Source organism: Kribbella deserti (assembly GCF_042434725.1).
Taxonomy (GTDB): Bacteria; Actinomycetota; Actinomycetes; order Propionibacteriales; family Kribbellaceae; genus Kribbella; species Kribbella deserti.
On sequence record NZ_JBHLTC010000018.1, the window covers coordinates 284653 to 309928 of the forward strand.

29 protein-coding genes are annotated in these 25276 nt (G+C 68.7%); 24 read left to right on the forward strand and 5 right to left on the reverse strand.

Annotated elements, in window-relative coordinates; all coding sequences use genetic code 11:
• The first annotated feature begins 118 nt into the window (after positions 1-118).
• Entirely contained in the window at positions 119-508 is a 390-nt protein-coding gene (locus ACFFGN_RS14625; RefSeq protein ID WP_446685202.1) for a metal-sulfur cluster assembly factor, read from the forward strand.
• A 7-nt stretch (positions 509-515) separates the two neighbouring features.
• Complete coding sequence (locus tag ACFFGN_RS14630) at positions 516-1214, forward strand: acVLRF1 family peptidyl-tRNA hydrolase (RefSeq protein WP_380047594.1); 699 nt, start codon at positions 516-518, stop codon at positions 1212-1214.
• Here the strand turns inward: ACFFGN_RS14630 and ACFFGN_RS14635 are convergent.
• The gene (locus ACFFGN_RS14635; protein WP_380047596.1) at positions 1197-2150 is read right to left on the reverse strand and encodes a phosphotransferase enzyme family protein; all 954 of its coding nucleotides are present in this window, start codon (positions 2148-2150) and stop codon (positions 1197-1199) included. The genes ACFFGN_RS14630 and ACFFGN_RS14635 overlap by 18 nt on opposite strands.
• A gap of 258 nt (positions 2151-2408) precedes the next feature.
• On the opposite strand from ACFFGN_RS14635, the gene ACFFGN_RS14640 reads away from it, so the two are divergent.
• The 15 genes from ACFFGN_RS14640 (at position 2409) to ACFFGN_RS14710 (ending at position 17328) form a co-directional block, all read left to right on the forward strand.
• Positions 2409-3143 carry a hypothetical protein gene (locus ACFFGN_RS14640; RefSeq protein WP_380047598.1) on the forward strand — a complete coding sequence of 245 codons (735 nt, stop codon included), beginning with the start codon at positions 2409-2411 and terminating at the stop codon, positions 3141-3143.
• On the forward strand, positions 3143-3964 hold the full coding sequence (locus ACFFGN_RS14645) for a CpaE/TadZ family protein (RefSeq protein WP_380047601.1): 822 nt from the start codon (positions 3143-3145) through the stop codon (positions 3962-3964). The genes ACFFGN_RS14640 and ACFFGN_RS14645 overlap by 1 nt, the downstream gene beginning before the upstream one ends.
• Entirely contained in the window at positions 3961-5268 is a 1308-nt protein-coding gene (locus ACFFGN_RS14650; RefSeq protein ID WP_380047603.1) for a TadA family conjugal transfer-associated ATPase, read from the forward strand. The genes ACFFGN_RS14645 and ACFFGN_RS14650 overlap by 4 nt, the downstream gene beginning before the upstream one ends.
• Before the next feature lies 1 nt (position 5269).
• Positions 5270-6169 (forward strand): type II secretion system F family protein, encoded by a 900-nt coding sequence (locus ACFFGN_RS14655; protein ID WP_380047605.1) that lies wholly within the window; start codon positions 5270-5272, stop codon positions 6167-6169.
• Entirely contained in the window at positions 6166-7089 is a 924-nt protein-coding gene (locus ACFFGN_RS14660) for a type II secretion system F family protein (protein WP_380047607.1), read from the forward strand. The genes ACFFGN_RS14655 and ACFFGN_RS14660 overlap by 4 nt, the downstream gene beginning before the upstream one ends.
• Positions 7090-7181: 92 nt before the next feature.
• Entirely contained in the window at positions 7182-7391 is a 210-nt protein-coding gene (locus ACFFGN_RS14665) for a hypothetical protein (protein WP_380047610.1), read from the forward strand.
• Between the two features lie 6 nt (positions 7392-7397).
• A complete protein-coding gene (locus ACFFGN_RS14670) occupies positions 7398-7811 on the forward strand; it encodes a TadE/TadG family type IV pilus assembly protein (RefSeq protein ID WP_380047612.1) in 414 nt (137 codons plus the stop codon).
• Entirely contained in the window at positions 7811-8311 is a 501-nt protein-coding gene (locus ACFFGN_RS14675; protein WP_380047614.1) for a TadE/TadG family type IV pilus assembly protein, read from the forward strand. Before ACFFGN_RS14670 ends, ACFFGN_RS14675 begins: the two co-directional genes overlap by 1 nt.
• Positions 8304-8990 carry a pilus assembly protein TadG-related protein gene (locus tag ACFFGN_RS14680; protein WP_380047616.1) on the forward strand — a complete coding sequence of 229 codons (687 nt, stop codon included), beginning with the start codon at positions 8304-8306 and terminating at the stop codon, positions 8988-8990. The genes ACFFGN_RS14675 and ACFFGN_RS14680 overlap by 8 nt, the downstream gene beginning before the upstream one ends.
• 153 nt (positions 8991-9143) lie before the next feature.
• Complete coding sequence (locus ACFFGN_RS14685) at positions 9144-9800, forward strand: hypothetical protein (protein WP_380047618.1); 657 nt, start codon at positions 9144-9146, stop codon at positions 9798-9800.
• 87 nt (positions 9801-9887) lie between these two features.
• Positions 9888-10811: a hypothetical protein gene (locus ACFFGN_RS14690; RefSeq protein ID WP_380047620.1), complete on the forward strand. Its 924-nt coding sequence runs from the start codon at positions 9888-9890 to the stop codon at positions 10809-10811.
• Between the two features lie 24 nt (positions 10812-10835).
• Positions 10836-13859, forward strand: coding sequence for a hypothetical protein (locus ACFFGN_RS14695; protein WP_380047622.1), 3024 nt, complete (start codon positions 10836-10838; stop codon positions 13857-13859).
• A gap of 51 nt (positions 13860-13910) precedes the next feature.
• Positions 13911-14831, forward strand: coding sequence for a DnaE2-dependent mutagenesis accessory factor ImuA' (imuA', locus tag ACFFGN_RS14700; protein WP_380047624.1), 921 nt, complete (start codon positions 13911-13913; stop codon positions 14829-14831).
• Positions 14828-16414, forward strand: coding sequence for a DNA polymerase Y family protein (locus ACFFGN_RS14705; RefSeq protein ID WP_380047626.1), 1587 nt, complete (start codon positions 14828-14830; stop codon positions 16412-16414). The genes imuA' and ACFFGN_RS14705 overlap by 4 nt, the downstream gene beginning before the upstream one ends.
• Before the next feature lie 410 nt (positions 16415-16824).
• The gene (locus tag ACFFGN_RS14710; protein ID WP_380047628.1) at positions 16825-17328 is read left to right on the forward strand and encodes a peptidase inhibitor family I36 protein; all 504 of its coding nucleotides are present in this window, start codon (positions 16825-16827) and stop codon (positions 17326-17328) included.
• Between the two features lie 289 nt (positions 17329-17617).
• Here ACFFGN_RS14710 and ACFFGN_RS14715 read toward each other — a convergent pair whose 3' ends face one another.
• Positions 17618-18511, reverse strand: coding sequence for a hypothetical protein (locus ACFFGN_RS14715; RefSeq protein WP_380047630.1), 894 nt, complete (start codon positions 18509-18511; stop codon positions 17618-17620).
• Positions 18512-18719: 208 nt separating this feature from the next.
• On the opposite strand from ACFFGN_RS14715, the gene ACFFGN_RS14720 reads away from it, so the two are divergent.
• The 3 genes from ACFFGN_RS14720 to ACFFGN_RS14730 all read left to right on the forward strand — a co-directional run bounded on the left by ACFFGN_RS14720 (position 18720) and on the right by ACFFGN_RS14730 (position 19689).
• Complete coding sequence (locus tag ACFFGN_RS14720; protein WP_380047632.1) at positions 18720-18860, forward strand: hypothetical protein; 141 nt, start codon at positions 18720-18722, stop codon at positions 18858-18860.
• A gap of 24 nt (positions 18861-18884) precedes the next feature.
• On the forward strand, positions 18885-19133 hold the full coding sequence (locus tag ACFFGN_RS14725) for a hypothetical protein (protein ID WP_380047634.1): 249 nt from the start codon (positions 18885-18887) through the stop codon (positions 19131-19133).
• Between the two features lie 106 nt (positions 19134-19239).
• On the forward strand, positions 19240-19689 hold the full coding sequence (locus tag ACFFGN_RS14730; RefSeq protein WP_380047636.1) for a hypothetical protein: 450 nt from the start codon (positions 19240-19242) through the stop codon (positions 19687-19689).
• Positions 19690-19777: 88 nt separating this feature from the next.
• Here ACFFGN_RS14730 and ACFFGN_RS14735 read toward each other — a convergent pair whose 3' ends face one another.
• Complete coding sequence (locus ACFFGN_RS14735) at positions 19778-20527, reverse strand: TNT domain-containing protein (RefSeq protein ID WP_380047638.1); 750 nt, start codon at positions 20525-20527, stop codon at positions 19778-19780.
• 337 nt (positions 20528-20864) lie between these two features.
• Positions 20865-21470 carry a TetR/AcrR family transcriptional regulator gene (locus tag ACFFGN_RS14740; protein ID WP_380047640.1) on the reverse strand — a complete coding sequence of 202 codons (606 nt, stop codon included), beginning with the start codon at positions 21468-21470 and terminating at the stop codon, positions 20865-20867.
• A 176-nt stretch (positions 21471-21646) separates the two neighbouring features.
• Here ACFFGN_RS14740 and ACFFGN_RS14745 point away from each other — a divergent pair, with 176 nt between their 5' ends.
• From ACFFGN_RS14745 to ACFFGN_RS14755, 3 genes are all read left to right on the forward strand, one after another.
• Complete coding sequence (locus ACFFGN_RS14745; protein WP_380047642.1) at positions 21647-22774, forward strand: carboxylate-amine ligase; 1128 nt, start codon at positions 21647-21649, stop codon at positions 22772-22774.
• Entirely contained in the window at positions 22771-23424 is a 654-nt protein-coding gene (locus ACFFGN_RS14750) for a methyltransferase (RefSeq protein WP_380047644.1), read from the forward strand. The genes ACFFGN_RS14745 and ACFFGN_RS14750 overlap by 4 nt, the downstream gene beginning before the upstream one ends.
• 86 nt (positions 23425-23510) lie before the next feature.
• Entirely contained in the window at positions 23511-24119 is a 609-nt protein-coding gene (locus ACFFGN_RS14755) for an NADPH-dependent FMN reductase (protein WP_380047646.1), read from the forward strand.
• Between the two features lie 36 nt (positions 24120-24155).
• Here the strand turns inward: ACFFGN_RS14755 and ACFFGN_RS14760 are convergent, their stop codons facing one another.
• Positions 24156-24383, reverse strand: a complete 228-nt coding sequence (locus ACFFGN_RS14760; protein ID WP_380047648.1) for a hypothetical protein — start codon at positions 24381-24383, stop codon at positions 24156-24158.
• A 265-nt stretch (positions 24384-24648) separates the two neighbouring features.
• Between ACFFGN_RS14760 and clsA the strand changes: the two genes are divergently transcribed.
• Positions 24649-25263 (forward strand): cardiolipin synthase ClsA, encoded by a 615-nt coding sequence (gene clsA, locus ACFFGN_RS14765; protein WP_380047650.1) that lies wholly within the window; start codon positions 24649-24651, stop codon positions 25261-25263.
• Positions 25264-25276 lie beyond the last annotated feature (13 nt).

Consider the following 25276-nt stretch of genomic DNA (forward strand, 5'->3'; position numbering starts at 1 on the left):
TTCGCCGGCCACTGACGCGGGCACCGAGGCCGCGGCTGTCGCCGAGACCGAGGCGGCCACAACCGCCGCCGAGGCTGGTGCCGAGACCGACGTGGCTGCGCCCGCTGTCGAAGCCGACGTGGCTGAGGCTGGGGTCGCGAAGGACGAGATCGAGCTGCCTGAGGTCGACCTCGACGCGGCGGCCAAGCCGGCCGGTTCGGTCGTGTCCGACGAGGACCTGACCGAGGCCCTGAAGGATGTTGTCGACCCCGAGCTGGGCATCAACGTGGTCGACCTCGGCCTGATCTACGGCGTCTCGATCGAAGAGGGCAACACCGCCATCATCGACATGACGCTGACGTCCGCGGCCTGCCCGCTGACCGACGTGATCGAGGACCAGACCCGGATGGCGCTGGACGGCCTGGTCAACGACTTCCGGATCAACTGGGTCTGGATGCCACCGTGGGGCCCCGAGAAGATCACCGACGACGGCCGCGAGCAGCTCCGCGCCCTCGGCTTCAACGTCTGATCCACCGGTGACCACTGGTTCACCCGAGCCGTCGCCTTCTTCGGAGGGCGGCGGCTCGTCCGACTCCTCCAGCTCGGCTGAGGTCGCGAAGGCGGTGCACATCCCGCCGGAACGTCTGGCCCGTTGGCTGGACAACTTCGCCACGCGCCACGGCGAAACGACGTACGACGTCCAGCCGTCGGTGGTCACGGCCCATGCGGCCGACGGCGCGACGGCGCGGATCGACGTACCGTTCGGGCCGCTCGAGGACCTGTCCCGCGAAGGCCTGATCGCGCACGTGCTCAAGGACCGCCGTCTCGGCATCCTGCTGGTACGGCGCGGCGGTTACGGCGCGGGAGTTTTCCATGGCCTCAAGCTGATCGACTCGAAGGTCGGATCGCGGCACGTGCAGGGTAAAACCAAAGCCGGCGGCTGGTCCCAGCAACGCTTCGCCCGTCGCCGCGAAGGCCAAGCCCGCGTCGCCTTCGAAGCCGCCGCCGAAGCCGCCGTCCGCATCCTCGTCCCGCACGCCCGCGACCTGGACGCCCTCATCTGCGGCGGCGACCGAACCGCCGTAGACGGCGTCCTGCTCGACCCCCGCCTCAAGGCCTTCCCGCCGTTGGTCCGCGGCCCCTTCCTCCCAGTCCCCGACCCCCGCCAAAAGGTCCTCGAACAAGCCGGCCAAGAAGCCCGCGCCCTCCGAATAGACCTAACCGAACCCGCCTAACGGCAAGCTCGCGTCGAGGGTGAGTAGGCGGTTGAGACGGTCGTCCAGCTCGGTAGCGGAGATGTGGCCGTCTAGGTGGCGGCCGCCGCGGTGGACGAGGCTGGTGGCTTCGCGGAGGCGTTGCAGGTGGGGTATCCAGGCGAGTTCGGAGTCGGTGAGCGGGAACTCGGCGAGGTAGCCGCGACGGAAGGCCTTGGCAGTCTCGTCGTCGGTGCCGAAGGACCAAAGGGCGGCCGCGAGGTCCATGGCCCGATAGCCGGGGCAGGCGAACTCCAGATCGAGGATGCCGGTCACCTGGTAGCCGGCCAACAGGACGTTCGAGACCCCGAAGTCGGCGTGGATCACCTGGCGCGGCAGGTCACAGCCGTCAAAGGTCTGGATGACCCGGTCGAAGAACTCGCGAGCCGCCTCCCGCCGGTCGGCGGGAAGCAGCTCGAAGAACCTGGCGAGACTCCGTACGCGCGGGTGCAGCGTGGTGAATTCCGCGTTCCACTCGCGAATCGGCGGAAGGCTTTCGGGCGGTAGTTCGGCCATGGCGTGATCCAGCTGCGCGAGCGCCCGCCCGCAGAGCTCCGCTTGTACGGCGTCACCGCGACGCGGGTGGTCGCCGGGAATCGCCCGGGCCAGCCGCGCGACCAGCCTCGTTCCGCCCAGCCCGCGTCGGTCCGGATCGCCTCCGTCAGGCTCGATCTCGATCCAAGGGCGTCCGCCGATCGTTGCCAGGGGCATCGGAATCGCGAACGGCAGGCCGGTCAGCCGTTCGCACAGCGCCTGCTCGAACGCCAACCGGTCGGGCGTAGCCGCCGAAAGGCGCAGCACGAAGCGCCCGCTTGACGCCTCGACGAAGTACGTCAGGTTGTTCGTCCCAGGCGCAACCAGCACCACCGTCTCGATCGCTCCGACGGGCCAGGCACGGACGAGCTCCACCAACTCCACCCGTGAACTCTCCCGCACCGCCACCCACCAGACCACCGAATATCGGCGGGCCGCACCGCCTTCGGCTTGCCGGATTTCGGAACTGCAGGTGCATCTTGGGCCGCGCGAAGTGGACTGATTACCGTGCCGCCTGGTGGACGTGGGGGCGGGCGTCGGACGGTGGGTGGTGTAACGGTTTTGCGAACGGGAGGGCTCGACCGAGGCAGGTTGCGGGGTTGGGGAGGCGCGGGGGACTGATAGACCATTACGGTAGGGCGCGTGAGCCTCTCGTCTTCTTCGCGTCCCACGGATACCGGCTCCCGGAATGCGGGCAAGAGCCCGGTCTCCGGGCCTCATCGACTTCCCAGTACGCGGGAGCGGCGACCCGCGCTGGCCGCGCTGGCGGTGATCCTGATCCTGCTGGGTGCCGCCGGATCGGCCCTGATCGCCCTGCGCAGCGGTGACCGTGAGTACTTCGTCGCCGTCCGGACGGATATCCCGCAAGGCAAGAAGCTGGCCGAGAACGACCTGGCCCGGGCGAGCTTCGCCGGCGACACCAAGGCGCTGGTGCCGTGGTCCGAGGCCAAGTCCTACGTCGGGCGCTACGCGACCACCAAGCTGTTCCAGAACCAGCCGATCACGCGCAAGAACTTCACCGACAGCGACAAGCCGGAGATCCCCGCGGGCGGCGCACTGGTCGGGTTGAGCCTCGAACAGGGCAAGTTGCCGTCGGACGGGATCGACGGCGGGGACATCGTGCGGGTGATCCGGGTGCCCGTGAACAACAGCGAGGGCGCACCGGTGGTTCTGGTCAATGCCGCGCTGGTGACGGCGTCGGAGGACAAGTCCGACAAGAAGACGACGACGACCGACAAGACCGAAGAGGCGACGATTCTGGTTCCCGCTGACAAGGCCGCGCCGGTTGGTGGCGCGGCGGCCACCAAGAGCGTCGTTCTGGTGAAGCTCCCGCCGAACACGAAGCTCGACATCGCGCCTGCGACGGGTGGTCGCTGATGGCGTTGGTGGCTTTGGCCAGTGCCAAGGGGTCGCCGGGGGTTACGACGGCTTCGTTGGTGATCGGGGCGCTTTGGCCGCGGCAGGTGTTGCTGAGCGAGTGTGATCCGTCCGGCAGTGATGTCGCGATCCGGATGACCGGCCCCAGCCAGACCGCGCTCAACCCGGACCGTGGCCTTGTGAGCCTCGCGGCGGCTGGGCGCAAGGGCATCGGCGACGAGGTGATCATGGCGCACAGCCAGCAGCTCGACGGCGGGCTCGACGTACTGCTGGGCGTTCGGGCGCCGGAGCAGATCGGCGGCATGGGTGGGCTCTGGGCGCCGCTCGGCCAGGCGTTCAACCAGATGTACGGCAGCGACGTGCTCGCCGACTGCGGGCGGATCGGCCCGCAGTCGCCGCAGTTGCCCGTGCTGCAATCGGCCGGCCTTGTGGTTCTGGTCTGTACGGCGACCGGCTCGTCCGTCGCGCATCTGCGTGAGCGGATCTCGTCTCTCGTTCACCACGTGGACGCCCAGCTCGGCGTGATCGTGGTCGCGGACCCGAAGCGGCGCGACGGCGTACGGCAGGTCTGGTCGGTGCTCGACCAGATGACTACGCCGATCCACCATCGCTGGCATCTGGCGTACGACCCGGCGGGCGCGGCGTTCTTCGACGGCAGGGGTGTCGGGCGGCTGGATCGGACCAGCCTGATCCGTACCGGCAGCGTGATCGCGGCTGAGATGGCGGCAGCGGTCGCGCCACGGACCAGCACTGACTTCGACATGGCCGAGGCTGCGTTCCCGTCGGCTGACACCGGCACCGCGGGGGAGTACCGCCAGTGATCGACCAGGAACTGGTACGCAAGCTGCGCGTGCAGGTGGCCGAGCGGCTGAACGAGCAGCGCCGTCGCGACCAGGTGAACGGCGTACCGCCGATGTCCGCCGAGGACGAACGGGAGTACGCGCGCTCGCTGATCGTGCAGGTCCTCGAGGACCACGCGCGCTACGAACTCGCCGAGGGCCGTACGCCGCCCACGCCCGACGACGACGCCGAGATCGCGCAGGCGATTCACTCGGCCCTGTTCGGCGTCGGGCGGTTGCAGCCGCTGATCGACGACCCTGAGGTCGAGAACATCGACATCAACGGTTACGACCAGGTCTTCGTGCAGTACGGCGACGGCCGCGAAGAACGTCCGGGCCCGGTGGCGGACAGCGACGAGGAACTGGTCGAGCTGATCCAGGTGCTCGCGGCGCACGCGGGTCTGACCAGCCGCCCGTTCGACTCGGCCAATCCCGAGCTCGACCTGCGGCTGCCCGACGGTTCCCGGTTGTCCGCCGTGATGGGCGTGACGTCGCGTCCGGCGATCTCGATCCGGCGCGCGCGGCTGGGAAAGGTGTTCCTGCCGGACCTGGTGAACAACGGCACCATGTCGAGCGATATCGCGTCGTTCCTCAAGGCGGCGGTCGCGGCCCGCAAGAACATCATGATCGCGGGCGCGACGAACTCGGGTAAGACCACCCTGCTGCGGGCGCTCGCGAACGAAATCCCGGCGCACGAACGCCTGATCACGGTCGAGCGGGCGCTGGAGCTGGGCCTGGGCGAGTTCAAGGACCTGCACCCGAACGTGGTCGCCTTCGAGGAACGGCTGCCGAACTCCGAAGGCGCCGGCCAGGTGAGCATGGCGGACCTGGTCCGCCGGTCGCTGCGAATGAACCCGAGCCGGGTCATCGTCGGTGAGGTGCTCGGTGACGAGATCGTGACGATGCTGAACGCGATGAGCCAGGGTAACGACGGCTCGCTGTCCACGATCCACTCGAACAGCTCGATGGAGGTGTTCAACCGGATCAGCACCTACGCCATCCAGTCGCAGGAGCGGCTGCCGATGGAGGCGACCCAGATGCTGATCTCGGGCGCGCTGGACTTCGTCGTGTTCGTGCGCAAGTTCAACGACTACCAGCACGGTGGCGGTCTCAGCCGGTACATCGAGAGCATTCGCGAGGTGACCGGCTGGGACGGCCGGGTGCTGTCCGGCGAGATCTTCGCGCCGGGCGCCGACGGCCGCGCGGCACCGCACGCCCCGATCGCCTGTATCGAGGAACTCGAGCACTTCGGCTACCAGCCGCTGGTGCATGGACGATGGGCCTGACATGGACGACAGGACGCTGCTCGCGCTGCTGTGCGGAGCCGTCTTCGGCGGCGCGATCCTGCTGCTGATCGTCGCGCTGCGCGGTACCGAGCCGAAGGAAGCGACGCCGTCACTGCTCTCCCGGTCGAACAACCCGGCCAATCGCAAGGCACTGATCAAGCTCGGCGTCGGCATCGGGGTCGGCCTGGTGGTGCTCGCGGTGACGCGCTGGCTGGTTCTCGCGGTGGCCCTCGGCGCCCTGGCCGGTCTGGCCGATCGCTTCTTCGGTGGTGCCGGTGAGGAACGCCGTGCGATCGAACGGCTGGAGGCCCTGGCCGGCTGGACCGAGGCGATGCGGGACACCATCGCCGGGGCAGTCGGCCTCGAGCAGGCGATTCCCGCCACCGCGGTGAACGCCGCGCCCGCGATCAAGCCGAGCCTCAACCTGCTGGTCGACCGGCTCCGCATCCGCGAACCGTTGCCTACGGCCCTGATGCGATTCGCCGACGACCTCGACGATCCATCGGCCGACCTGATCGTGGCGGCCCTCGTGCTGAACGCGCGTCTGCGCGGCCCGGGCCTTCGCGAGGTGCTGACCGCGCTGGCCGACTCGGCCCGCGAGGAACTCGACGTACGACGCAAGGTGGCCTCGGAGCGACGTAGTACCCGCCGGAGCGTCCAGGTGGTTGTCGGCGTGACGTTGCTCGTCGCCGCGATGCTCATTCTGTTCAACCCGGACTACGTCGCGCCGTACACGACGTTCATCGGGCAGTTCGTGCTCGCGCTGGTGATCGGGCTCTACACGATCGGCCTGGTCTGGTTGCGCCGGCTGGCGAAGATCGAGGTGCCGGAGCGGTTCCTGTCCGGCGGCAGCCAGGCCCAGACACGACGAGGCGACGACCGGATGGAGGTGGTGGGATGACCTGGGCGCTGCTCACCGGTGCGATTTTCGGCACGGGGATCTACCTACTGGTCAAGATCTTCGTCCGTCCGCGGGCGAACGTGCGATCCACCATCGCGCGGATCGACGCGGCCCGTACCGGATACACCAGCGCGGCGACGGCCAGCGCGGCCGGAGAGCGCGTACTCGGTGGCGTGGACCGGGCCAAGGACACGCTCGGCCGCCGCTTGGAGGCCGAGGCGATCGCCCGCGGCTGGAACTTCGGCCGGCTGCGGCGCGACCTCGCGGTAATGAACCAGCCGTTCGCCTCGATGATGGCCACCAAGGTCTTCTTCGCGCTCGGCGCGCTGATCGCAATTCCGTTCGTGCTCGGGCTGTTCGGGCTGGTGCTGGGCGCCTATGCACCGGGAATCGCCCCGGCCGTGGTGACGCTCGCGGGCGCGGCATTCGCGTTCTTCCTGCCGGATCTAGCCCTGCGGCAGCAGGCCGAGATCCGGCGCCGGGACTTCCGGCACGTGGTCGGTAGCTTCCTGGACCTGGTCGCGATGAACCTGGCCGGTGGCCGTGGTCTGCCCGAGGCGCTGATGACGGCCTCGACGATCGGCGATCACTGGGCGATGGCCCGGATCCGGCAGGCGCTGGCCAACGCCCGGCTGATCGGTATCACTCCGTGGGACGCGATGGCCCGGCTCGGCGAGGACCTCGGCGTGGACGAACTGCGCGACCTGGCCTCGGCACTGGCCCTGGCCGGTGACGAAGGCGCCAAGATCCGCGCCTCGCTGCTGTCGCGCGCGGCCAGCCTGCGCCGCAAGGAGCTGGCCGACGTCGAGGGCAAGGCCGGGGAACGTTCCCAGTCCATGCTCGTCGCGCAGCTGGTGATGTGCGCGGCATTCCTGCTCTTCCTGGCCTACCCTGCCGCCGCCGCCATCCTCGCGAACTGAGACCGGCGGGTGACATCGAAGGACCGGGGTACAAGGCATACTGAGCCCCAATCAGGGTCGTTACGCGGACCCAGAAGTGTGAGAGGAACCGGATGAACGGCGAAGTGCAGTTCGTGCGCGCGATGGTCGGCTACGCCTTGGCGCGAGCCCACAACCAGCGGGCTCGCGGACGCGGCCAGATCGGCGCCTCGGCGCTGGAATGGGCGATCATCTCCGCGATCCTGGTCGGCGCCGCGCTGGCGATCGGCCTGGTAGTGCGTCGGGTCATCACCGAGCGCACCGCCGAGATCGACCAGGGCTAAGGACCGGTGCCGGGCAGAAAGCGCGACGAGCGAGGGGCGAGCGCGCTCGAACTCTCGATCATCGCCCCCATGCTGCTCGGCCTGATCTTCATGTCCGTGCAGGCCGCACTCTGGCTCTACGGCCGGTCCGTCGCGCTGAACGCGGCGCAGGAAGGTGTCTCGCAGCTCCGGCTGATCCAGCCGCCGGTGTACAACGACGGTCTCGGCGAGCAGGTTCGTGCCGAGACCCAGGCCTATGCCGCCCGTCTCGGCGGAACGGCCCTGCGCAACACCAGAGTGCCGGACCTGACGTACGACGACGTGGCGGGCCAGGTATCGGTGACCGTGGCGGGTGACACGGTTTCCCTGATTCCCGGGGTGACGTTGACTGTTACCCGGACCGCGACCGGCCCGATCGAGCAGTTCGAGGCGGACAACTGATGCGCGGCCCGATCAGCAGGCGCGCGGCGGTACGACGCTGCGAGCAACGCGACAAGCGACGCGACGACCGCGGCGGTATGCAGGGCGAGCGGGGCACGATGGCGCTGGAGTTGGCGATTCTCGCGCCGATCATGCTGATGTTGTTCATGTTCTTGATGGCCTGCGGGCGGTACTACCAAACCGCCTCGCTGCTGGAGAACGCCGCCCGCGAAGGCGCTCGCGCGGCCAGCCAGGCCCGGTCGGTCGAGGACGCGGAGGTCCGGCTCAACGATGCGGTGGACCGTGCGGCGGGCCAGGCGTTCCGGTCATGCGCGGACACGGCGAGTGGGTCCATCACGAGCGGATTCGCGCCGGGGGAGACGTTGTCGGTCGAGGTGACCTGCACGATCGACTACCGGGATCTCGGCCTGCTCGGGCTGAGCGGTGACACCGTGGTGTCGCGAACGTTCAGCTCGTCGGTCGATCCGTACCGAGGCGTGCGGGACGGTTCCGATGGCTAGGCGGTCGCGTACCGAGCGGGGTTCGCTGAGCCCGGCCATCGTGATCCTGATCGCGATGGTGTTCCTGCTGGCCGGACTGGTGCTCGACGGTGGCCGACAGCTCGGCGCGCGTTCCCGCGCGGCAGGTTATGCGCAGGAAGCGGCCCGGGCCGGTGCCGCCGCCATCGACCTGAACAGTGACGAGGCGAAGATCGACGTCGCCAAGGCCGGTGACGCGATCGGCGAGTTCTGTCGTGAGGTGATGGCGAACGACACCGCGGTGACCGGATGCGAGCCGACGGTGCTGAACGACGAACAGGTCCGGGTCGAGGTCCAGCTGAGCAGCAAGACGGCGTTCCTCGCGGTGGTGGGCTATACCGACCTGACCGCCAAGGGCGCGGGTGAAGCCCATGCGGAACAGGGCATTCTCAAGGCGGACGACTCGCCGACGGTACCGCCGCTGACGGTGATCCCGACCAACGAGGACCCGGACGTGACGGTCAATCCGACCGCGCAACCGCCCACGCTGGACATTCCGTGCCCGCCGAACTGGACCATCGGTGCGCCGACGCCGACCTGGACGCTCGACCCGTTCCCGATGCCGGCCAGCTGCACCCCGAGCATCACCCCCACCCCAACGCCGACCCCGACTGAATCCACCGATCCCACGGACCCGACCGACCCGACGGAACCCCCGTAACCCCGGATGCCCTGAGCCTGGCGGCAGTTGCCCCCTGTGCTTTGCGTTCATCGGTCCGAATCTGCCCGCTGAGGCAGCACCGACGGGTACTGGTGAGCGGCGGGAACGGGCAGATTCGGACCGATGAACGCAGATGGCTGGAGGAAGCGAAGAATGGCTGGTCATACCCGCATGGGCGCCGCGGTGGTGTCCGCGGTGCTGTTGCTGACCGTGGGCTGCGGTGGCAACGAGCCGACGGGTGGCGCGCCGACGCCGATCGATCCCGGCGCGGGTGGGGAGACGAGTGAAACGCCGTCCGCCTCGGCCAGCACGCCCACGGACAAGCCGACCACGCCGGCCAGTACGGCGACCACCCCCGCCGGCCCGGCTCGCCAGATCATCGTGGTGACGCACATCTTCAAGAACCAGCCGGTGGTGCAGGCCTTCGCCTCGGCGTACCCGGTCTATTTCAAGGCTCTGGTCGATCGGGACGACGCCGTGCTGCGCAGCACCTTCCCGTCGTACTTCCATGCCGATGTCGAGGCGCAGATCGCGGTGGCGAAAAGGGCCGGCTGGGTGATGCGGCCGCCGGGCAGCATCGTGCTGCGCAAGGTGGACAAGCTGCCGGACGGCAAGTTCCGGATCGGCAGTTGCCGGTCGCAACGGACCGAGTACTTCGATCCCGTTGCCAAGAAGTGGGTACGCAGCGCACCCAAGGGAACACCCGACGTAATCGTGATGGCACCGCTCAACGGAACGTTCGTGATGTACCGCTGGCTGGGTTCGCGCAATGCGGGCTTCACCTGCGCGGGCATTCCCTACCCAGCGTGAGCGGGAGGACTTTCTTCGCCGTGCGCTAACAGGCAAAATGCCCCTGCCGGGCGATACGCTCCGATGAGACCAGTTACAGGAGTCAGCATGCGCAACCGACTAGGCCGTGGCCTGTTGGCCTTCTGCCTTGTGCTGGCCACGCTGGCCGTCGTGCAACCCGCGACCGCTCAGGTGACCGGCAGCTACCCGGACCAGGGCTGTACCTACTACGCGAACTCGCGCGGCTTCGGCGGCTACTGCGGCGGCGGTTTCGACCAGCGGCGCGCGCGGACCTGGGCCGATCGGCTCGATGGGCGGGTGTTCGTGCCTTGCCGTGACTACGACGTGCCTCCCGGCATCCGGTTGCCAGCGCCGCCGGAGGGCAAGGAATGGCGCATGCGGGTGCACATCGTCGACTACGACCTGAACCAGGTCTACGGCGGCCCGAACGTTCACCTCGAGCGGGAGATTGTTGCGTTGTCCGAGTCCGAGCGGAATCAGTGCCGCAGGCTCGACTACATGGACCCGTTCTGGGAGCGCTTCGGAACGACCTATCCGACGCCGATCCTGCAGATCCACCCGACGTACACGCCCCGCGTCAACGTGCCGGCCTACTTCAAGCTAACGCCGGACAGCTCGGCCGTGTTCCTGGACGAGCACCTGCAGCCGATGATCGGCTTCCGCGGTGGTTGCTCGACCTGCCTGGTCCGGATGCGGGCGATCGTCGGCAAGATCGTGATCGACCCGGGCGACGGGCAGAAGCCGGTGAGCTGTGAGCTCGGTCTGCTGCCGTTGGAGTCCGACGGCTACGACGAGAATCAGGACCCGTTCCACCAGACCAATCCGTGCAAGGTGGTCTACAAGCGCTCCAGCGCCGCGGAGAAGGACGGCATGTACACGGTGAACATCAGCGTGTTCTGGGATGTCGCCCTGTGGCGCACCGACCAGAACTCGTGGTCGGATCTGGGGCGCTTCGAGGTGAAGGCAGTACAGCGGCTTCCGGTTCAGGAAGTACAGGCGATCGGTGGCTGACGCCATGGCGATGGAGGAAGCACGATGGTGAGGACGACGGGTACGCCGCAGCGAACCGCTGCCAGGTTGCCGCAGCGACCGCCCACGAGCGCGGCAGACCGGTTCAAGGGCCTGGCGTCGCTGCTGGCGATCCTCGCGATCGTCGGCGGTGTGCCGTATGTGCTGCTGACCTTCTTCGGTCCGCCCTGGCCGGAGCAGATGCCGAGCCGCGACGTGTTGTTCAGCGAGCTCACGGCCGAGTCGGTGCTGAGCATCATCGCGTTTTTCATCTGGGTGGCCTGGGCGCACTTCCTGGTCTGCCTGGTGGCCGAGGCGATCGCCGAGCGCAGAGGGCACGGGTTGTCCCCGCGCGTCCCGCTCGGTGGCGGTTCGCAGACGCTGGCGCGACGGCTGATCTCCGGTGTGGTGCTGCTGGTGGGTGCCGCCAGCGTGACCCTGCCGGTGGCCTCGGCCGCGACGGTGTCCACCGTTGGCCCGCAGAGCTCGATCACCTCCACTTCCGGCGGTGACTCGCGCAGTTCGTACCTCGAAACCGAGAAGCCGAGCCAGGTGGACCTCGGCGGCGTGACCGGGGTCCGCACGAACAACGACCAGACCGGCAAGGTCGTCAAGTACACCGAGGTCAAGCCGCCTGAAGGCCGTAACTACGACTGCCTGTGGGATATCGCCGAACGGCACCTGGGCGACGGCCGTCGCTACAAGGAGATCTACGACCTCAACAAGAACAAGCTGCAGCCCGACGGCCGCCGGCTGACCAACCCCGACCTGATCATGCCGGGCTGGCAGGTCCGGCTGCCTGCGGACGCCAAGGGCCCGGGGGTGCACACCGTCAAGGTGAACGTCGAGGACAAGGTCATCGACCACGCGGTCGACCGGTCCACCGACAAGGCCACGGACAAGGCGACCGACAAAGCGACCGACAAGGCCGGCGAGAAGAATTCCGGCGACCACCGGCTGCAGCCCTCCAAGGACAAGGACGGGCGGACCGGAGTGAGCCGCACCGGCGACGGCGGCATCACCGAGGTGGAGAAGCCCTCGACGGTCGAGATCGGCGACGCCTCGAAGGACCCCAAGGCCAAGGACGCCAAGCCCGGAGCGGTCAAGCCGGACAAGGTCGCCCCGCACGTGCCCGGCGCGGACGGCGCCGACGCGGGCGCCGGCGGCACCAGGGTGTACGACGCGCCCGCGCCGGTAGCTCCGCAGGATGGCGGGTTCGACCCGGTTGAGGCCGGTCTGTACGGATTCGGCGCCTCGCTGCTCGCGGCGGGCCTCGCGCTCGCATTGAAGCGCCGTCGCGGCTGGGCGCTCGGCCCGGGCCCGAAGTCCGCTAGCCACCGTCAGACCGAGGTGGATCTGCGACTGGCCTCCGACGTACCGACCGCGCAGTTCGTCGACAGCGCGCTGCGCCACCTCGGCGCGGCCCTGAAGCAGCAGCACCAGCCGCTGCCGGCGGTTGTCGCCGCGCTGGTAACGGACAAGGCGCTCACGCTGGTGCTGGCCCCAGGGGAGAACCCGGTGCCCCCGCCGCCCCCGTGGCAGGTCATCGCCGATGGGCGCCGGTGGGTGCTGCGCCGGGCGTATGCCCCCGAGGCCGAGATCACCGCCCCCTCGCCGTACCCCGCGCTGGTGACGGTCGGGCGGAACGCCGATCACGCGATCGTGCTGGTCGACCTCAGCCAGGCGCACGGTATCGCCAGCTTCGGTGGTGTCGTCGGCGCGGCCCGGGACGTGGTGGGTTCGCTCGCGGTCGAGCTGGCCACCAACCTGTGGTCCGAAGGCGCTCGCGTCTCGATGGTCGGGTTCGGCGACGACCTGTCCGCGCTGGCGCCGAGCCGGTTGCGGTACCGCGGTTCGCTGAGCGAGGCCCTGACCGACGTACTTCGCCGGACCAACGCTCAAGCCGAGGCCTGCGAGCGGTACGGCATCGACTCGGTCACCCGGGCCCGGGTGGCTCACCCGGACGCGGATCTGTGGGGACCGGAGATCGTCGTACTGTCGGCACCGCCGTCGCCGGAGGAGGCCTACCAGCTCAACCAGCTCGCGGCCGACCCGCGGCGCGCTGTCGGCGTACTGGTCGTCGGTGACGTGATGACCGCGCCGTGGCGATTCGTGGTGGACGAGAAGGACAGCCTGGTCTGCCGCCTGCTCGGGCTCGAGGTGGACGCGCACCGGATCGCTCCCGAGCAGTTCGCCGATCTGGTCGCGCTGTTCGACGCGGCCGAGGCCGACGCCCGGGACAAGGTGCGGGCCGAGCAGGACATGCCCGCCTACGAGTACTCCGCAAGCGACCTCAGCCAGGCCGCGCCGGTCGAGATCGACCTGCTCGGACCGGTCGAGGTCGACGCCCGCGGTCCGCTGGAAGAAGGCCGGGTGGAGCTGGCCACGGAGATCGCGGCGTTCCTTGCCAGCCAGGACTACGGCGTTCACCCGAACGTGCTGGTCGGCGCGATCTGGCCGCGCGGTATCAGCGACGAGCTGCGCGACGCGGCGCTGGAGCACACCCGGCGCTGGCTCGGCCCGGACGCGATGTACGCCGATGAGAGTGGCCGGTGGATGCTCAACCGGACCGTGGTTCGAGTCGACTGGGACGTCTTCCGCACGCTGACCAAGCAGGCCTCGCTGATGGACGATCCGCGTGGTCCGCTCTCGACGGCCCTTGGACTCGTGCATGGCCCGGCCTGGTCGAAGCTGCCCGCCGGGCGCTATTCCTGGCTGGCCACGTCGGGCATCGAGCGCCGGATGGCCGAGGCCGTGGTGGATGCCGCGCTCAAGCTGGCCGAGGCCTCACTGCGCGCCAGCGACGGCAACCTGGCTCGTACGGCGTTGCAGACCGGGCTGAAGTTCGACCCGGCCTCGGAGGAGCTGTGGCGTGCGACGCTGCGGCTCGCGGACCACTTCGGTGGCCGCGAGGACGTCAGCACGGTGGCGGCCCAGATGTACTCGACGCTGGCCAAGCACGGCGGTCCGCGAGGCGCTGAGCCGGAGACCGACGCCCTGGTGGACGAGCTGTTGCCGGGCTTCCGGCGGCCGCACGCGGTGGTTGCCTGATTGCCCTCCGCGTTAGTTGACATGCTCGAACAGGTGTTCGAACATGGGTGAGTGACGGCACGGGGATCGCAGTACGGGCATGCCCCGATGGACCAGGCCCGGGCTCTGCTGGCCAGAGCCCGGGAGCAGAAGGCCGCCCGCCTTGCCGCCGCTGCTTCGGACGCTGTTACTGCTGCCGCTTCGAGCGCTTCGGGCGGTGGTGGGCAGCAGGTGGCCGTGGTGCCGGGTGGGGTAATGGTGCCGCGCAATGTGCCGGCGCCGCGAACGACCGAGACCCGGGTGCAGCAGGCGCTGGACACGGCCGCCCAGGATCGTACGTTGCCGACCCTGCCGGCCGTCTCGGAACTGCTGCTCGGCGGTTCCCTGCGTGGTGGCGCGGCCTATTCGGTTCGCGGTTCGACCTCGCTGGTGATGGCGATGATGGCTGGTCCGTCGGCCGAGGGCGCCTGGTGTGGCGTGGTGGGCCTGCCGACGTTCGGGGCGGAGGCGGCGCGCGGGCTCGGCGTCGATCTCGACCGGCTGGTCCTGGTGCCCGAGCCCGAGCAGGACTGGCTCAGCGTTGTCGCCGCTCTCGTCGACGCGCTGACCGTGGTGGTGGTCCGGCCGCCCGGCGTGGTGACACCGGGGGAGGCGTCCCGGCTGTCCGCGCGGCTGCGGTCCCGTGGCGCGGTGCTGATCTCGGTGGGCGCCTGGCCGGGAAGTGACGCCCGGTTCGAGGTGCAAGGCGCGCGCTGGACCGGGCTGGAGCTCGGTCATGGCCGGTTGCTCGCCCGGCAGGCCACGATCGCCGTGACCGGTCGCGGTTCGGCGGTCCGCCCGCATCGGCATCTGCTTTGGCTGCCCGCGGAGGATGGCTCGGTCCAGGCGGTGGATCCGGTGGTGGGTTCTGCCACTGCTCCTGTTGATGGGGCGGTGGCCGAGCTGGCTGGCGCTGTGGCTGGGCCGGTCTGGCAGCAGGAGGCGGCGGGATGACGACCTCTCCGGAGACGCTGCCAGGGCGATCGCGTGCCGAGTTGACCCGCACGATGGTGATCTGGTGCCCCGACTGGCCCGTCACCGCCGCCGCGACCGCCGCGGGACTACCCCCGGACGCCCCCGTCGCCGTACTGGAGAAGGGCAAGGTGCTGGCCAGTTCCGCGACCGCACGCGCCAGCGGCGTCCGGCGTGGGCTGCGCACGCGGGACGCGCAGTCCCGTTGCCCGGACCTGGTCGTGCTGAAGTACGACCCGGTGATCGACACCCGCGCGTTCGACCCGGTGGTGGCGTGCCTGGAGGCGCTCACGCCGGGGGTGCAGGTCATCCGCCCGGGCATGTGCGCGCTGCGCGCCCGTGGCCCGAGCCGCTTCTACGGCAGCGAACTGGCCGCCGCGTTCAAACTGCTCGACCGCCTCGAGACGTACGACGTACCAGGCGGGCGGATCGGTATCGCCGACGGGCCGTTCGCCGCCGAGCAGGCCGCCCGGACGAGTTCGCCCGAGAGCCGGGTCCAGGTGGTGCCGGTGGGCGGTTCGGCCGAGTTCCTCGCGCCGTTCAGCGTGGACGTGCTGGCACAACCCGCGCTCACCGACCTGCTCCGCCGGCTGGGACTGCGTTCGCTCGGCGCCTTCGCCGCGTTGCCCGCGACCGAGGTGCTGACCCGGTTCGGTGGCGACGGCGCCTTCGCCCACCGACTGGCCCGGGGTGACGACGACCGTCCGGTGGTACCGCGGCAGGCGCCACCCGAACTCACCCGCACGGTCGAGCTGGAACCACCCGTGGACCGGGTGGACCAGGTGGCCTTCTCGATCCGGGGCCTGGCGGACGAGTTCATCACCGGTCTGGCCGCGCTGGGCCTGGTCTGCACCACTCTGCACGTTGAGATCGGCACCGACTCGGGCCGGATCCACGACCGCGAGTGGCTGCACCCGCGCTGGTTCAGCGCCGCGGATGTGGTGGACCGCGTGCGCTGGCAACTCCAGGGCAGCGGTACGGCGACCAGTGAGCTGACGTCGCCCGTCAGCCGGGTGCGGCTCATCCCGGCCGGCGTGGATCCGGTCGGGGCGCACGCCGACGGCCTGTGGGGCGGCGGCCCGGACGAACGCATCCACCGCGCGCTGTCCCGGGTCCAGAGCATGCTCGGCCACGGCGCGGTCGCCTCCGTGGTGATCGGTGGCGGTCGAGGTCCGGCCGAGCGGCAGAACCTGGTGCCCTGGGGTGATCGGCCTGTATCGAAGCTGGCGCCCGAACTGCCCTGGCCCGGTGGTCTGCCCGCTCCGGCACCCGCGACGGTTTATCCCGAACCTCGGCCGGCCCGGGTCCTTGGTCCGGACGGTCGCTCGGTTTCGGTCAGCGCGCGCGGGGTCCTCTCGGACAACCCGGCCCACTTCAGCCCAGACCTCGACACCGACCTCCAGCCCGTCACCGCCTGGGCCGGCCCCTGGCCCGTCGACGAACGCTGGTGGGACGCCGAAGCCGAAAACCGCCTAGCCCGCTTCCAGCTGGTAGGCCCCGACGGCCGAGCCTGGCTCCTAGCCGTACGAAACGGCCACTGGTGGACCCAAGCCACCTACGACTGACCCACCACACCCACCCCATCTCCGGCCATCCCACCGTCAGCCACCCCGCCACCTCAGCGTCGCCACCTCCACCTCCACCTCCGCCTCGCCACTCCGTTCGTCGGTCCGAACCTGCCTTACCTCTGCGTTCATCGGTCGGAGCGTGCCCTCGCCTCAGTATTCATCGGGTCCGAACGTGCCCTCACCTCAGTATTTATCAGGTCCGAATTCTTTTTGATGGCGTCAATTCGGGGCGGTGGGGCGCATTTTACGCATTGCCGATGGCGGTGCGCTGCCCGTACTTCGCCCGTACTGAATAGACAACATCAGGCGCTTGCGCCGGCCAGACGGCTGCATTAGCGTTCCACGCGAACCAATCCCCTGAGTTGCCAGCACGTGCCGAGCAGTCTGAGGATTAGAGTGGAGTACGAATGGAATTTCCCAAGAAATCGCTATTAGCCATCCTGGGTGTATTCGCGATGATGTTCGCGGTGTCCGCGCCGGCTCAGGCCAGCACCTCCCCGGAACTTGCCGCCGCGCCGACCGTGGTGGACATGGGACAGGTCGCCGAAGGCGCCGGGCTGGCCTGGGACGAGCGGAAGCAGGAACTCGTCGCCGCCTGGACCTGCTCGATCGGCGAGATCTGCTTCTTCTCCGGTACGGATGGAACCGGCCGGGTGTGCAGCTGGACGGGCGCTGATGATGACTGGCTGGCTGGTACCGTCACCTGCCCCTGGGCCAGAACCGACAGCGCCGAATCGGTCCGGAACAACATCACCAATACCGCATTCACCGGTATTCGCTACTACATCAGCACTGCCTACCGGAATACGGTCGGTTGCATTCCGCGCGGCGCCAGAGGGAACCTGCAAACGTCCCGCCTCCTCCGTTCGCACAACTGGGAAAGCGGTACGTGCGGCATCGGGCCCGCCTGAAGTGATCGCCCATCAATTCAGCTGACGATTACCGCGAAACGCTCGACCGTGAACTTCCGGCCGAGCGTTTCGCGCCTCATTCCCGAACCACTTCGGCAGTGCGCGGAACCGCCGTACTCCGACCGGCCGGGTTGTCGTCGCTAGTGTCCTGAGTCGGAAGTTCGTGCACATCTCCGGCGCCCAGGCACGCACCTCGCGGCGTTGGAGAAACGGCCACGATGCTAGAGCATCGCGACCGCTTCTCCGCCTTGCGATGCACGCACCTGGACACCGGAGCTGAAGCACGAACTTAGTGGTTGTAGCTCTTCGCCGTCCAGCCGAGCGAACCGAGGGAGCCGCCCTTGATGTCGGTTCCGACACCGTCGGTGCGGTTCGCGTCGAAGTGCACGGAAGCTCTGCCGTCGGCGGTGATCCCGAGCAGGGCGCGGCCGTTGGGGTGGGAGTTGCAGAATCCCGTGTTGACGCTGGTGAAGGATCCCCAGCCAGACGCCCGCAGGCTCTTCCCCGTGATCTTTGCCGGGGTGGCGTAGTTGATCCGCCACTCCTTGAGGTGCCCGGTGGATGTCGCGCCGATCAGGGTGTCCACAGCTGCGCTGCCGACGCCCGCGGTGCGCTCGTACGCCAAGGTGTTGACCACATCCCAGCCGCTACTGCTCAGCTGCAGCGGTGCAGACAACGTGGGCACGCCGTTCGAGAACGACAACTTGTAGCGATAGAGCGAGGTGCCTGCTACGCGGTACAGATACGGGTAGGCCATCGTGAGGAGCCGGGTGCCGCCGAACCCCGCCTTGACCCGCGTGACGGTGTGCTTCGTGGCCTTCCAGCCGCCGTCGACCCGCTCGACTACGCGGTCCACCGCGTAGATGTATCCGTTGGTCGGGTGGGTGACCAAGCTGCGATTGCGGTACCCGTTGTCATCACCGGACTCGAGGAAGGTCACGAGCCCGGTCGGTACCCAGCCGAGCTTGTCGCCGGAGATCGCCTGAGTGCTGGGTTTCTTGGCGGAGTACCGGTAGCTGAGCGCTTGTCCGTCCGAGCGGTACGCCGCCGCCGCGACAAAGCAGTCCGCCGGTACGTCGTCGATGGCCGCGGTCGCGGGACGGGCGATCACGACTCCGGTCGCAACGAGCCCGGCCGCGGCCATGCTCAGCGCGGTCGCGGTGGCCACGAGGGATTTACGCATAAGAGAAAGAACCTCCATAGGAAGAGCAAGTCCAGACGCAAAGTGGATTCTGGGCCGCCGTCATGGCACCCCCCTGCCCGCACTCCACCCGTACCGCCTGACCGGCATGCGACGGCACCCGCGCCCGCAATGCGCCCATTCGCAAAGCGCCACCGGATCCGTGCGGCGGCTTGGCTTGGTCGGGATAGTGGGCGACGGCTGGCAACGGATGTGGGACGAAGGGGTCGGGGACAAGATCCAGCGCCGCCAGGGCTGGCTCGAACGGCATGCGGATCGCATCACCTCCGCCCTGCTCGCGGCTGAGCGCGATCCGGAGATGCATGGCCGGCGGTGGAAAGGGCACCTGTAGGTCTCTGCTCCGGAGGTGATCGAGATGGGTGTGCCACTGCTGATCGCGATATGGGTGCTGGTGTTGCTGGGCGTCGTCTGGCTGATCTTCACCCTCGTGGGCGTGGGCAAGGCCGGTAGCGCCGCGGTCGAAGAGGTCGTTGACCACGACGAAGACCGGCAGCAGGAACTGCCTGGCGAGGCTCGCCAAGACGACGGCCAGCCACGCGACGTACCGCGCAACCCAGTCTCGCGAGACGTTCAACGCGACGGCTGGATCAACCCCGACCGGTGATCTGACTGCTTAGCTCGTTGTTCGACTCGCCATCGGCCTTCGCCGGGTACGAGAGCGCGGAGGGTCATCCGGAGTCCGGGACCTCCACAGCCAGCAGACTGTCTTTATGAAGCCAAGGTCGGGCTGGAAGGTGCTCGTCGATCCGATCGCCATCGGGGCGCTGCTCGTTGGGTTGCTCGGGTTCACCGCTGCCTACCTGGAAAACGCCGAGAATCGCCTGCTGAACGGTGCTCCCGTGGCGATCGCGACCGTCACTGATACCAACCTGTCCCAAGTGAAGGGCTCGGCGTACATCGAGGTCGAGTTCGTGCTGCCCGATCGGCGAACCGTACGGACCACGCTGAAAGACTTCTACGACAACCCGCGGCCCAAGAAGGGTGCTCGGATCGAGGTGCAATACCGAGTTCAGGGCGCCGACATCTATGCCCGCGAATCCGGCCTTGGGCTGGACGGTTCCGGCGTTCGGCTATGGATGGGGGTAGGCATCGCCGCTTGCTTGCTAGCCGTCGGCATACCGATCGGCCGCCTGCTACGTCACCGCCGTCACGTCCGCTGAGACGAACCCATCCCGACGTCGCGCCGTCACGGACGATAAAGAGGCCAGGCGCCCCGGTGGGGAGCCTGGCCTCGTAGGAGGGAAGGGTTTAGGAGACGGGGGCGCGGTCTAGGGGTGGGACGAGGGATTCGGCAAAGGTCTGAGGTGGGCCGATTACGCGCTGGAGGTAGCCGTTTTCGAGGAGCCACTTGATCGTCAGGGGAGACGGGGCGCCGGGGATGTTGCTGCTCTTCAGGACGTACTGCCAGCCGTAGCCGGTTTGCTCGAACCACGGCGCGATGGGGCCGGAGTCCACGGTAAAGGGCTTCAGCACCTTGTAGGCGCGGTAGTTGCAGTACCCGGCGGGCGTGCTGACCAGGCTCTGCGGCGGGATCGCGCGGGCTGTGTACGGCGTGCCGATCGGGGCGAGGAACTGGCCGAACTCACTGCCGTAGCGGTCGACCAACTGGCCCGGCCGCAGCTTCGACGGCACGATGATCGGCTTGCCCTGGCGATCGAGCAGGTAGCCGTCGAGCGGCGGGTACTTCCACCAGGCGGCAGCCGAATCCCAGTACTTGTCGAGGAACTGCTGCGGCGACAGCGAGCCGGTCCGGCGATAGCCGATCAGGCCCGCGGCGACGACTCCGCGCTTCGGCAGGATCTCCGGACCGAACCGCCGGTCGCCCAGGTGGAAGGTGGCCGAGCATTCGTTCGCCGGAGTCTGCGCCGACGACTGAGCCGAAGTCGGGGCCGCCGATTGGGCGGAGGCCGAACCGGCCGGCAGGAGGAGCGCGGTACCGGCGAAGACACCGGCCACGAGGGTGGACAGGACGCGTTTGCGTGCGGACGGAATAAGCACGATCACGTAACGTAATCGCAATCGCCAGCACCGGCAAGAGATATCCCGCCGGTTCGCCGAGACCCTGACCAGGCCGCACGAACCCGGTGGCCTGCCCGAGCCGGGCGACAGCCTCAGGCGGGAGTTGTACGTCGAGGGCGTCCACCCACGCCACTCGGCCAAGGTGTTGCCCCGGGCAACTACCCAGGCAGGCGCGTCGCTGATACCGACGGACAGCACCGCGCCGGCCCTCGATCGCCTGTCCGGTCACGATCTCGCTACCGCCGAGATGCCCAGGAACAGTTCGGAAACGCGCAGGCCGGTCCGGCCGAGCAGGCGGTATCACATCAGGAGGTCCTCACTGGTTGAGATGTCCGTGCAGAAAAGTCCGCACGCCGGCGCGCACGGAGCCGACGATCTCGGCCTCCGTGCGGGTGGTGCGTCGCCGCAGTGGACCGTCGGGATAGATCAGTACGCCGAAGTGCAGGGCGGCCCGTTCCGGGTCGTCGATCCGGAGCAGGCCGTCCGCGCCGAGCTGGGCGAATCGCTCGGCCAGCGCGCGCCGGACCCGCAGCGGCCCGGTCTCTTGCCAGCTGTCGATCGCGGCCTGCGGAATGTGCTCCAGTTCGGCGTTGATCTGACGCACCAACGCCGAGTGGTCGGCGAAACCCGGGATCGGCGTCAGCCAGGCGACACCGAACTCGAAGAGGTCCGCCTCGAGGTCGGTCACCTTGTGCAGGTAGCGCTCGATCAGCGCGATCTGCGCGCCCGCGACCTGCCCGGCGCTCTCCTGGATCACCGCCTGGAAGAGCTGAGCCTTGTCGCCGAAGTGGTTGTAGATCGTCCGGCTGGACACCTGTGCGGCGGCGGCGATGGCGTCAATACTCGCCCGTGTGTAGCCGTCGCGCGCGAACACCGTTGTTGCCCCGGCCAACAGTGCCGCCCGCTTGTCCACTCTGGCCATAGCTGCCTCCTCGGCTCGTACAACGCTCGTTGTAGATAGTGCCACGATCGTTGTACTTTCGCCAAGCGATCGCGGCCGGGTTGGCCGACGGGGGAGGCGGGTACGGGGATGGCGGGGTTCAGAGGGGAGCCTTTGGAACGCCGGCGCGTTGCGCCCGGCACGGATGAGAGGTTTCCGTGACCGACGCCAAGTCCCTCCACGCCCCCGCAGCAGCGCCTGGCGCCTCCCTTGATGGCGAAGGGCTCCGGGCACTGTTCTCGAGTACGGTCGCCGGAACGGTCGGGTTCGAGGAAGAACTCCTGCTGGTGCACCGGGACAGCTGGCTGCCCGCAGGCGCCGCCGCCGTCGTGACGGCTATTGGCGACCCAAGGGTGAAGCCCGAGCTGCCGGCGTGCCAACTCGAAATCGCGACCTCAGTACACAAGGACGTGGCAGGCGCGGTTGACGAACTACGCGCGTGCCGAGCGCTAGTGGCCGCCTCCTGCGACCCGAACGTAGTTCCGATCGCCGCGCCGGTTCACCCCCTGCTAAACGGGCCAACCGAGCTGTCGCCGACTGAACGGGCCGCAAGCCTTGGAGCGCGCTACCGCGAGGTCGTCGGCCGCCAGTTGGTCTCGTCGTTGCAGGTCCACCTGGCCTTCGGTGACGCAGACTGCACGCTAGGCGTCTACCACGCCCTGCGAGACCTGTTGCCGGAACTAGCCGCACTAGCGGGTGCAGCTCCTTTCGCCGCTGGACGGGACACCGGCTTGTGCTCGGTGCGTCCGGTGGTCGCCTCGCAGCTGCCTCGCCAAGGCGTACCTCCGATCATCGATTCGTGGGAGCAGTTCGCCGACGACCTCGCGTGGATGATCCGTGGCAGCACCGCGGCCGACGCGTCCGAGTGGTGGTGGGAGCTCCGGCCACACCTCCGCTACGGAACACTCGAGCTGCGCGTCCTCGACGTACAAGCCACAGTGGATCGAACCAGCGCGATCGCGGGTTTCGTGCACGCGTTGGCGGCCAGGCTCGCCGAACTGCACCACCTCGGCGAACTCCAGCCACCCGCCCCGACCTGGCGAATCGCGGAGAACCGCTGGTCCGCGCTGCGCGACGGCGTGGCAGGCCGGCTCCTCGATCTCCGTACCGGCGAGGCGCGATCCACCCGCGATCGCCTTCACGCCCTGATCGATGCCGCCGAGCCGTACGCGCCGAGCGGCCTGGACGACGCACGGGCGCTGGTGGCCGATCCGCCCGTGGAGCAACTTCGAGCGCTCGGGCCTGACCACGTAGTTCCGTGGCTAGCGGAGGTGTTCACCGTATGAAGCAACTGCTGACCCTTCCGGGCGTATTCGCGCCCATCTCCGACTCGTGGATGCTGGCCGACGCGATCCGTCAGGAGGAGCTCGGCCCGGGTTCGAAGGCGCTCGACGTCTGCACCGGGAGCGGGGTGCTGGCGCTCACTGCGGCGGAATGCGGTGCGGCCGCGACAGCCATCGACGTATCCAGGCGGGCGTTGCTCACCGTACGGCTCAACGCGTTCCGGTCCGGGCTCCGCGTGCGCACGCTGCGGGGCCGGACGTTCGGGCCGGTCGCCGGCGAGCGGTTCGACCTCATCGCGAGCAATCCGCCGTACGTCCCGTCGCCGCGTCCTGACCTGCCTCGGTACGGCGCGCGCCGGGCGTGGGAGGCCGGCCATGACGGGCGGATCATCCTCGACGCTCTGTGTGACGAAGCGCCCTCCCATCTGCGTCCGGGTGGCGCTCTGCTGCTGGTGCACTCGTCCCTTATCGGCATCGATACCACCATGGAGCGGTTGCGCTGGGCGGGGCTGATCGACGTCGAGGTACGCGAGTGCCGCCGGGGGCCGCTGGGTCCGCTGATGCGCGCGCAGCAGGCCGCCGGAACGATCCCCGCCGATGTTGACGAGGAAGACGTGGCGGTAATCCGCGCGGTCAGCCCGCCTGCGGACTGACGTGACTACCTTGAAGTACAACGCTCGTTGTAAAAAGTGCCGCGAGCGTTGTACTTTGTCTCTACATCGCACACAGGAGGCAGAACATGTCGTGGACTGAAGAGATCCGTCTGGCCGTCATCGTCGGCAGCACCCGCCCGGGGCGCCGGGGCGCGGCCGTGGCCCGTTGGGTGATGGAGACGGCTCGCACGCATCCGGCCGTGGAGGCCGGGCGGGCGCGGGTCGACCTGGTGGACCTGGCCGACTTCGGATTGCCCTTGCTGGACGAGCCGTTGCCCGCGAGGTTCGGCGAGTACCGCCACGCTCACACCCAGGCGTGGGCCGAAACGATCGCGGCGTACGACGGGTTCGTGTTCGTCACGCCCGAGTACAACCACTCGATGCCGGCGGCGTTGAAGAACGCGCTCGACTATCTCTACGCGGAGTGGGCCGACAAAGCGGCGGGATTCGTTGGCTACGGCAACCAAGGGGGCGCGCGGGCGGTCGAGCACCTCCGGCTCACGCTGGCCGAGCTCAAGGTGGCGGGCGTCGCTGATCAGGTGGCGCTGTCGGTGTACGACGACTTCGCGATCGTGGATCCGCGCGAGCCGGGGGAGTTCACGCCGCGGCCGCATCAGCGTGAGGCGTTGACCGAGATGCTCGACGGGCTGATCCACTGGTCCCGCGCACTGGCGTCCCTGCGCACTCCCGCCTAAGCCCGGCGCTGTGGGCGGACAGTCGGCGGTACGGAACTAGGGGACGCGAAGTTCGACGGTTTCGCCGGCCGCGATGGCCTCGGCGGTGTTGCGCCAGTTGCCGGTCACGCCGACCAGACCCATCTGGCGGATCAGTTCGGCCTCGATCTCCTCGACCGGCTTGTCCGCGTGGGTCTCGGCGATGCCGTTGATGATCGCGGTGAGCCGGTCGCCGGCGCCACCGAGCTTCTTCGCGGCTTGCCGATCAAGGTTCGCCCGGGCCATTGCATCCTCCTGAGAATCCGGCTGTCGGTCTCCATTCTCGCGCACCGGCGAAATCGCCCGGCTGTCGCGGTGTACGGCGAAGGTCTCGATCGGGTCACCCTCGCTGGAAACGCCGGGGCCGTGGTGGGAATCGGGCGGCAGGCCGGGCAGGGTGGGGCCGGAGACGTGCCTGTGCCGGGACTGTCGGTGGGCCGAAGTACAGTACGGATCGGGACAGGGGCGTACTTGTTACGCATTGGGGCAGCGGGTGGATCGGGAGGGTCTCGTGGCGGAACTGGAAGTGTCCGACCGGGTGCTGACGATCCCGAATGCGCTCAGCGTGCTGCGGCTTCTGGGCGTGCCGGTGTTCCTCTGGCTGATCCTCGGGCCGCAGGAGGACGGCTGGGCGATCGTCGTACTGATGATCTCCGGCTTCACCGACTGGGCCGACGGGCAGATCGCCCGCCGGATGAATCAGACCACCCGGCTCGGTCAGATGCTCGATCCGGTCGCGGACCGGCTGTACATCTTCGCGACCGTGCTCGGTCTGGCTTTGCGCGACATCATTCCGTGGTGGCTCGCGATCGCGCTGCCGCTGCGCGATCTGCTGCTGACGTTCACGTTGCCGGTGCTGCACCGGCGCGGTTTCAACGCGTTGCCCGTGCACTTCCTGGGTAAGGCGGCGACCTTCAACTTGTTGTACGCGTTCCCCCTGCTGTTGCTGGGTGACGGCGACGGCACGTTGAACCTGCTGGCCCGCGTCTTCGGCTGGGCCTTCGCGATCTGGGGCACGGCCTTGTACTACTGGGCCGGCGCGCTGTACTTCGCCCAGCTGAAACACCTGGTGGAGACGGTGCCACCACTGTCGAAGGTCGCGGTCGACAGCCCTGGGCGAAGCTGAGCTTTGGCGACCG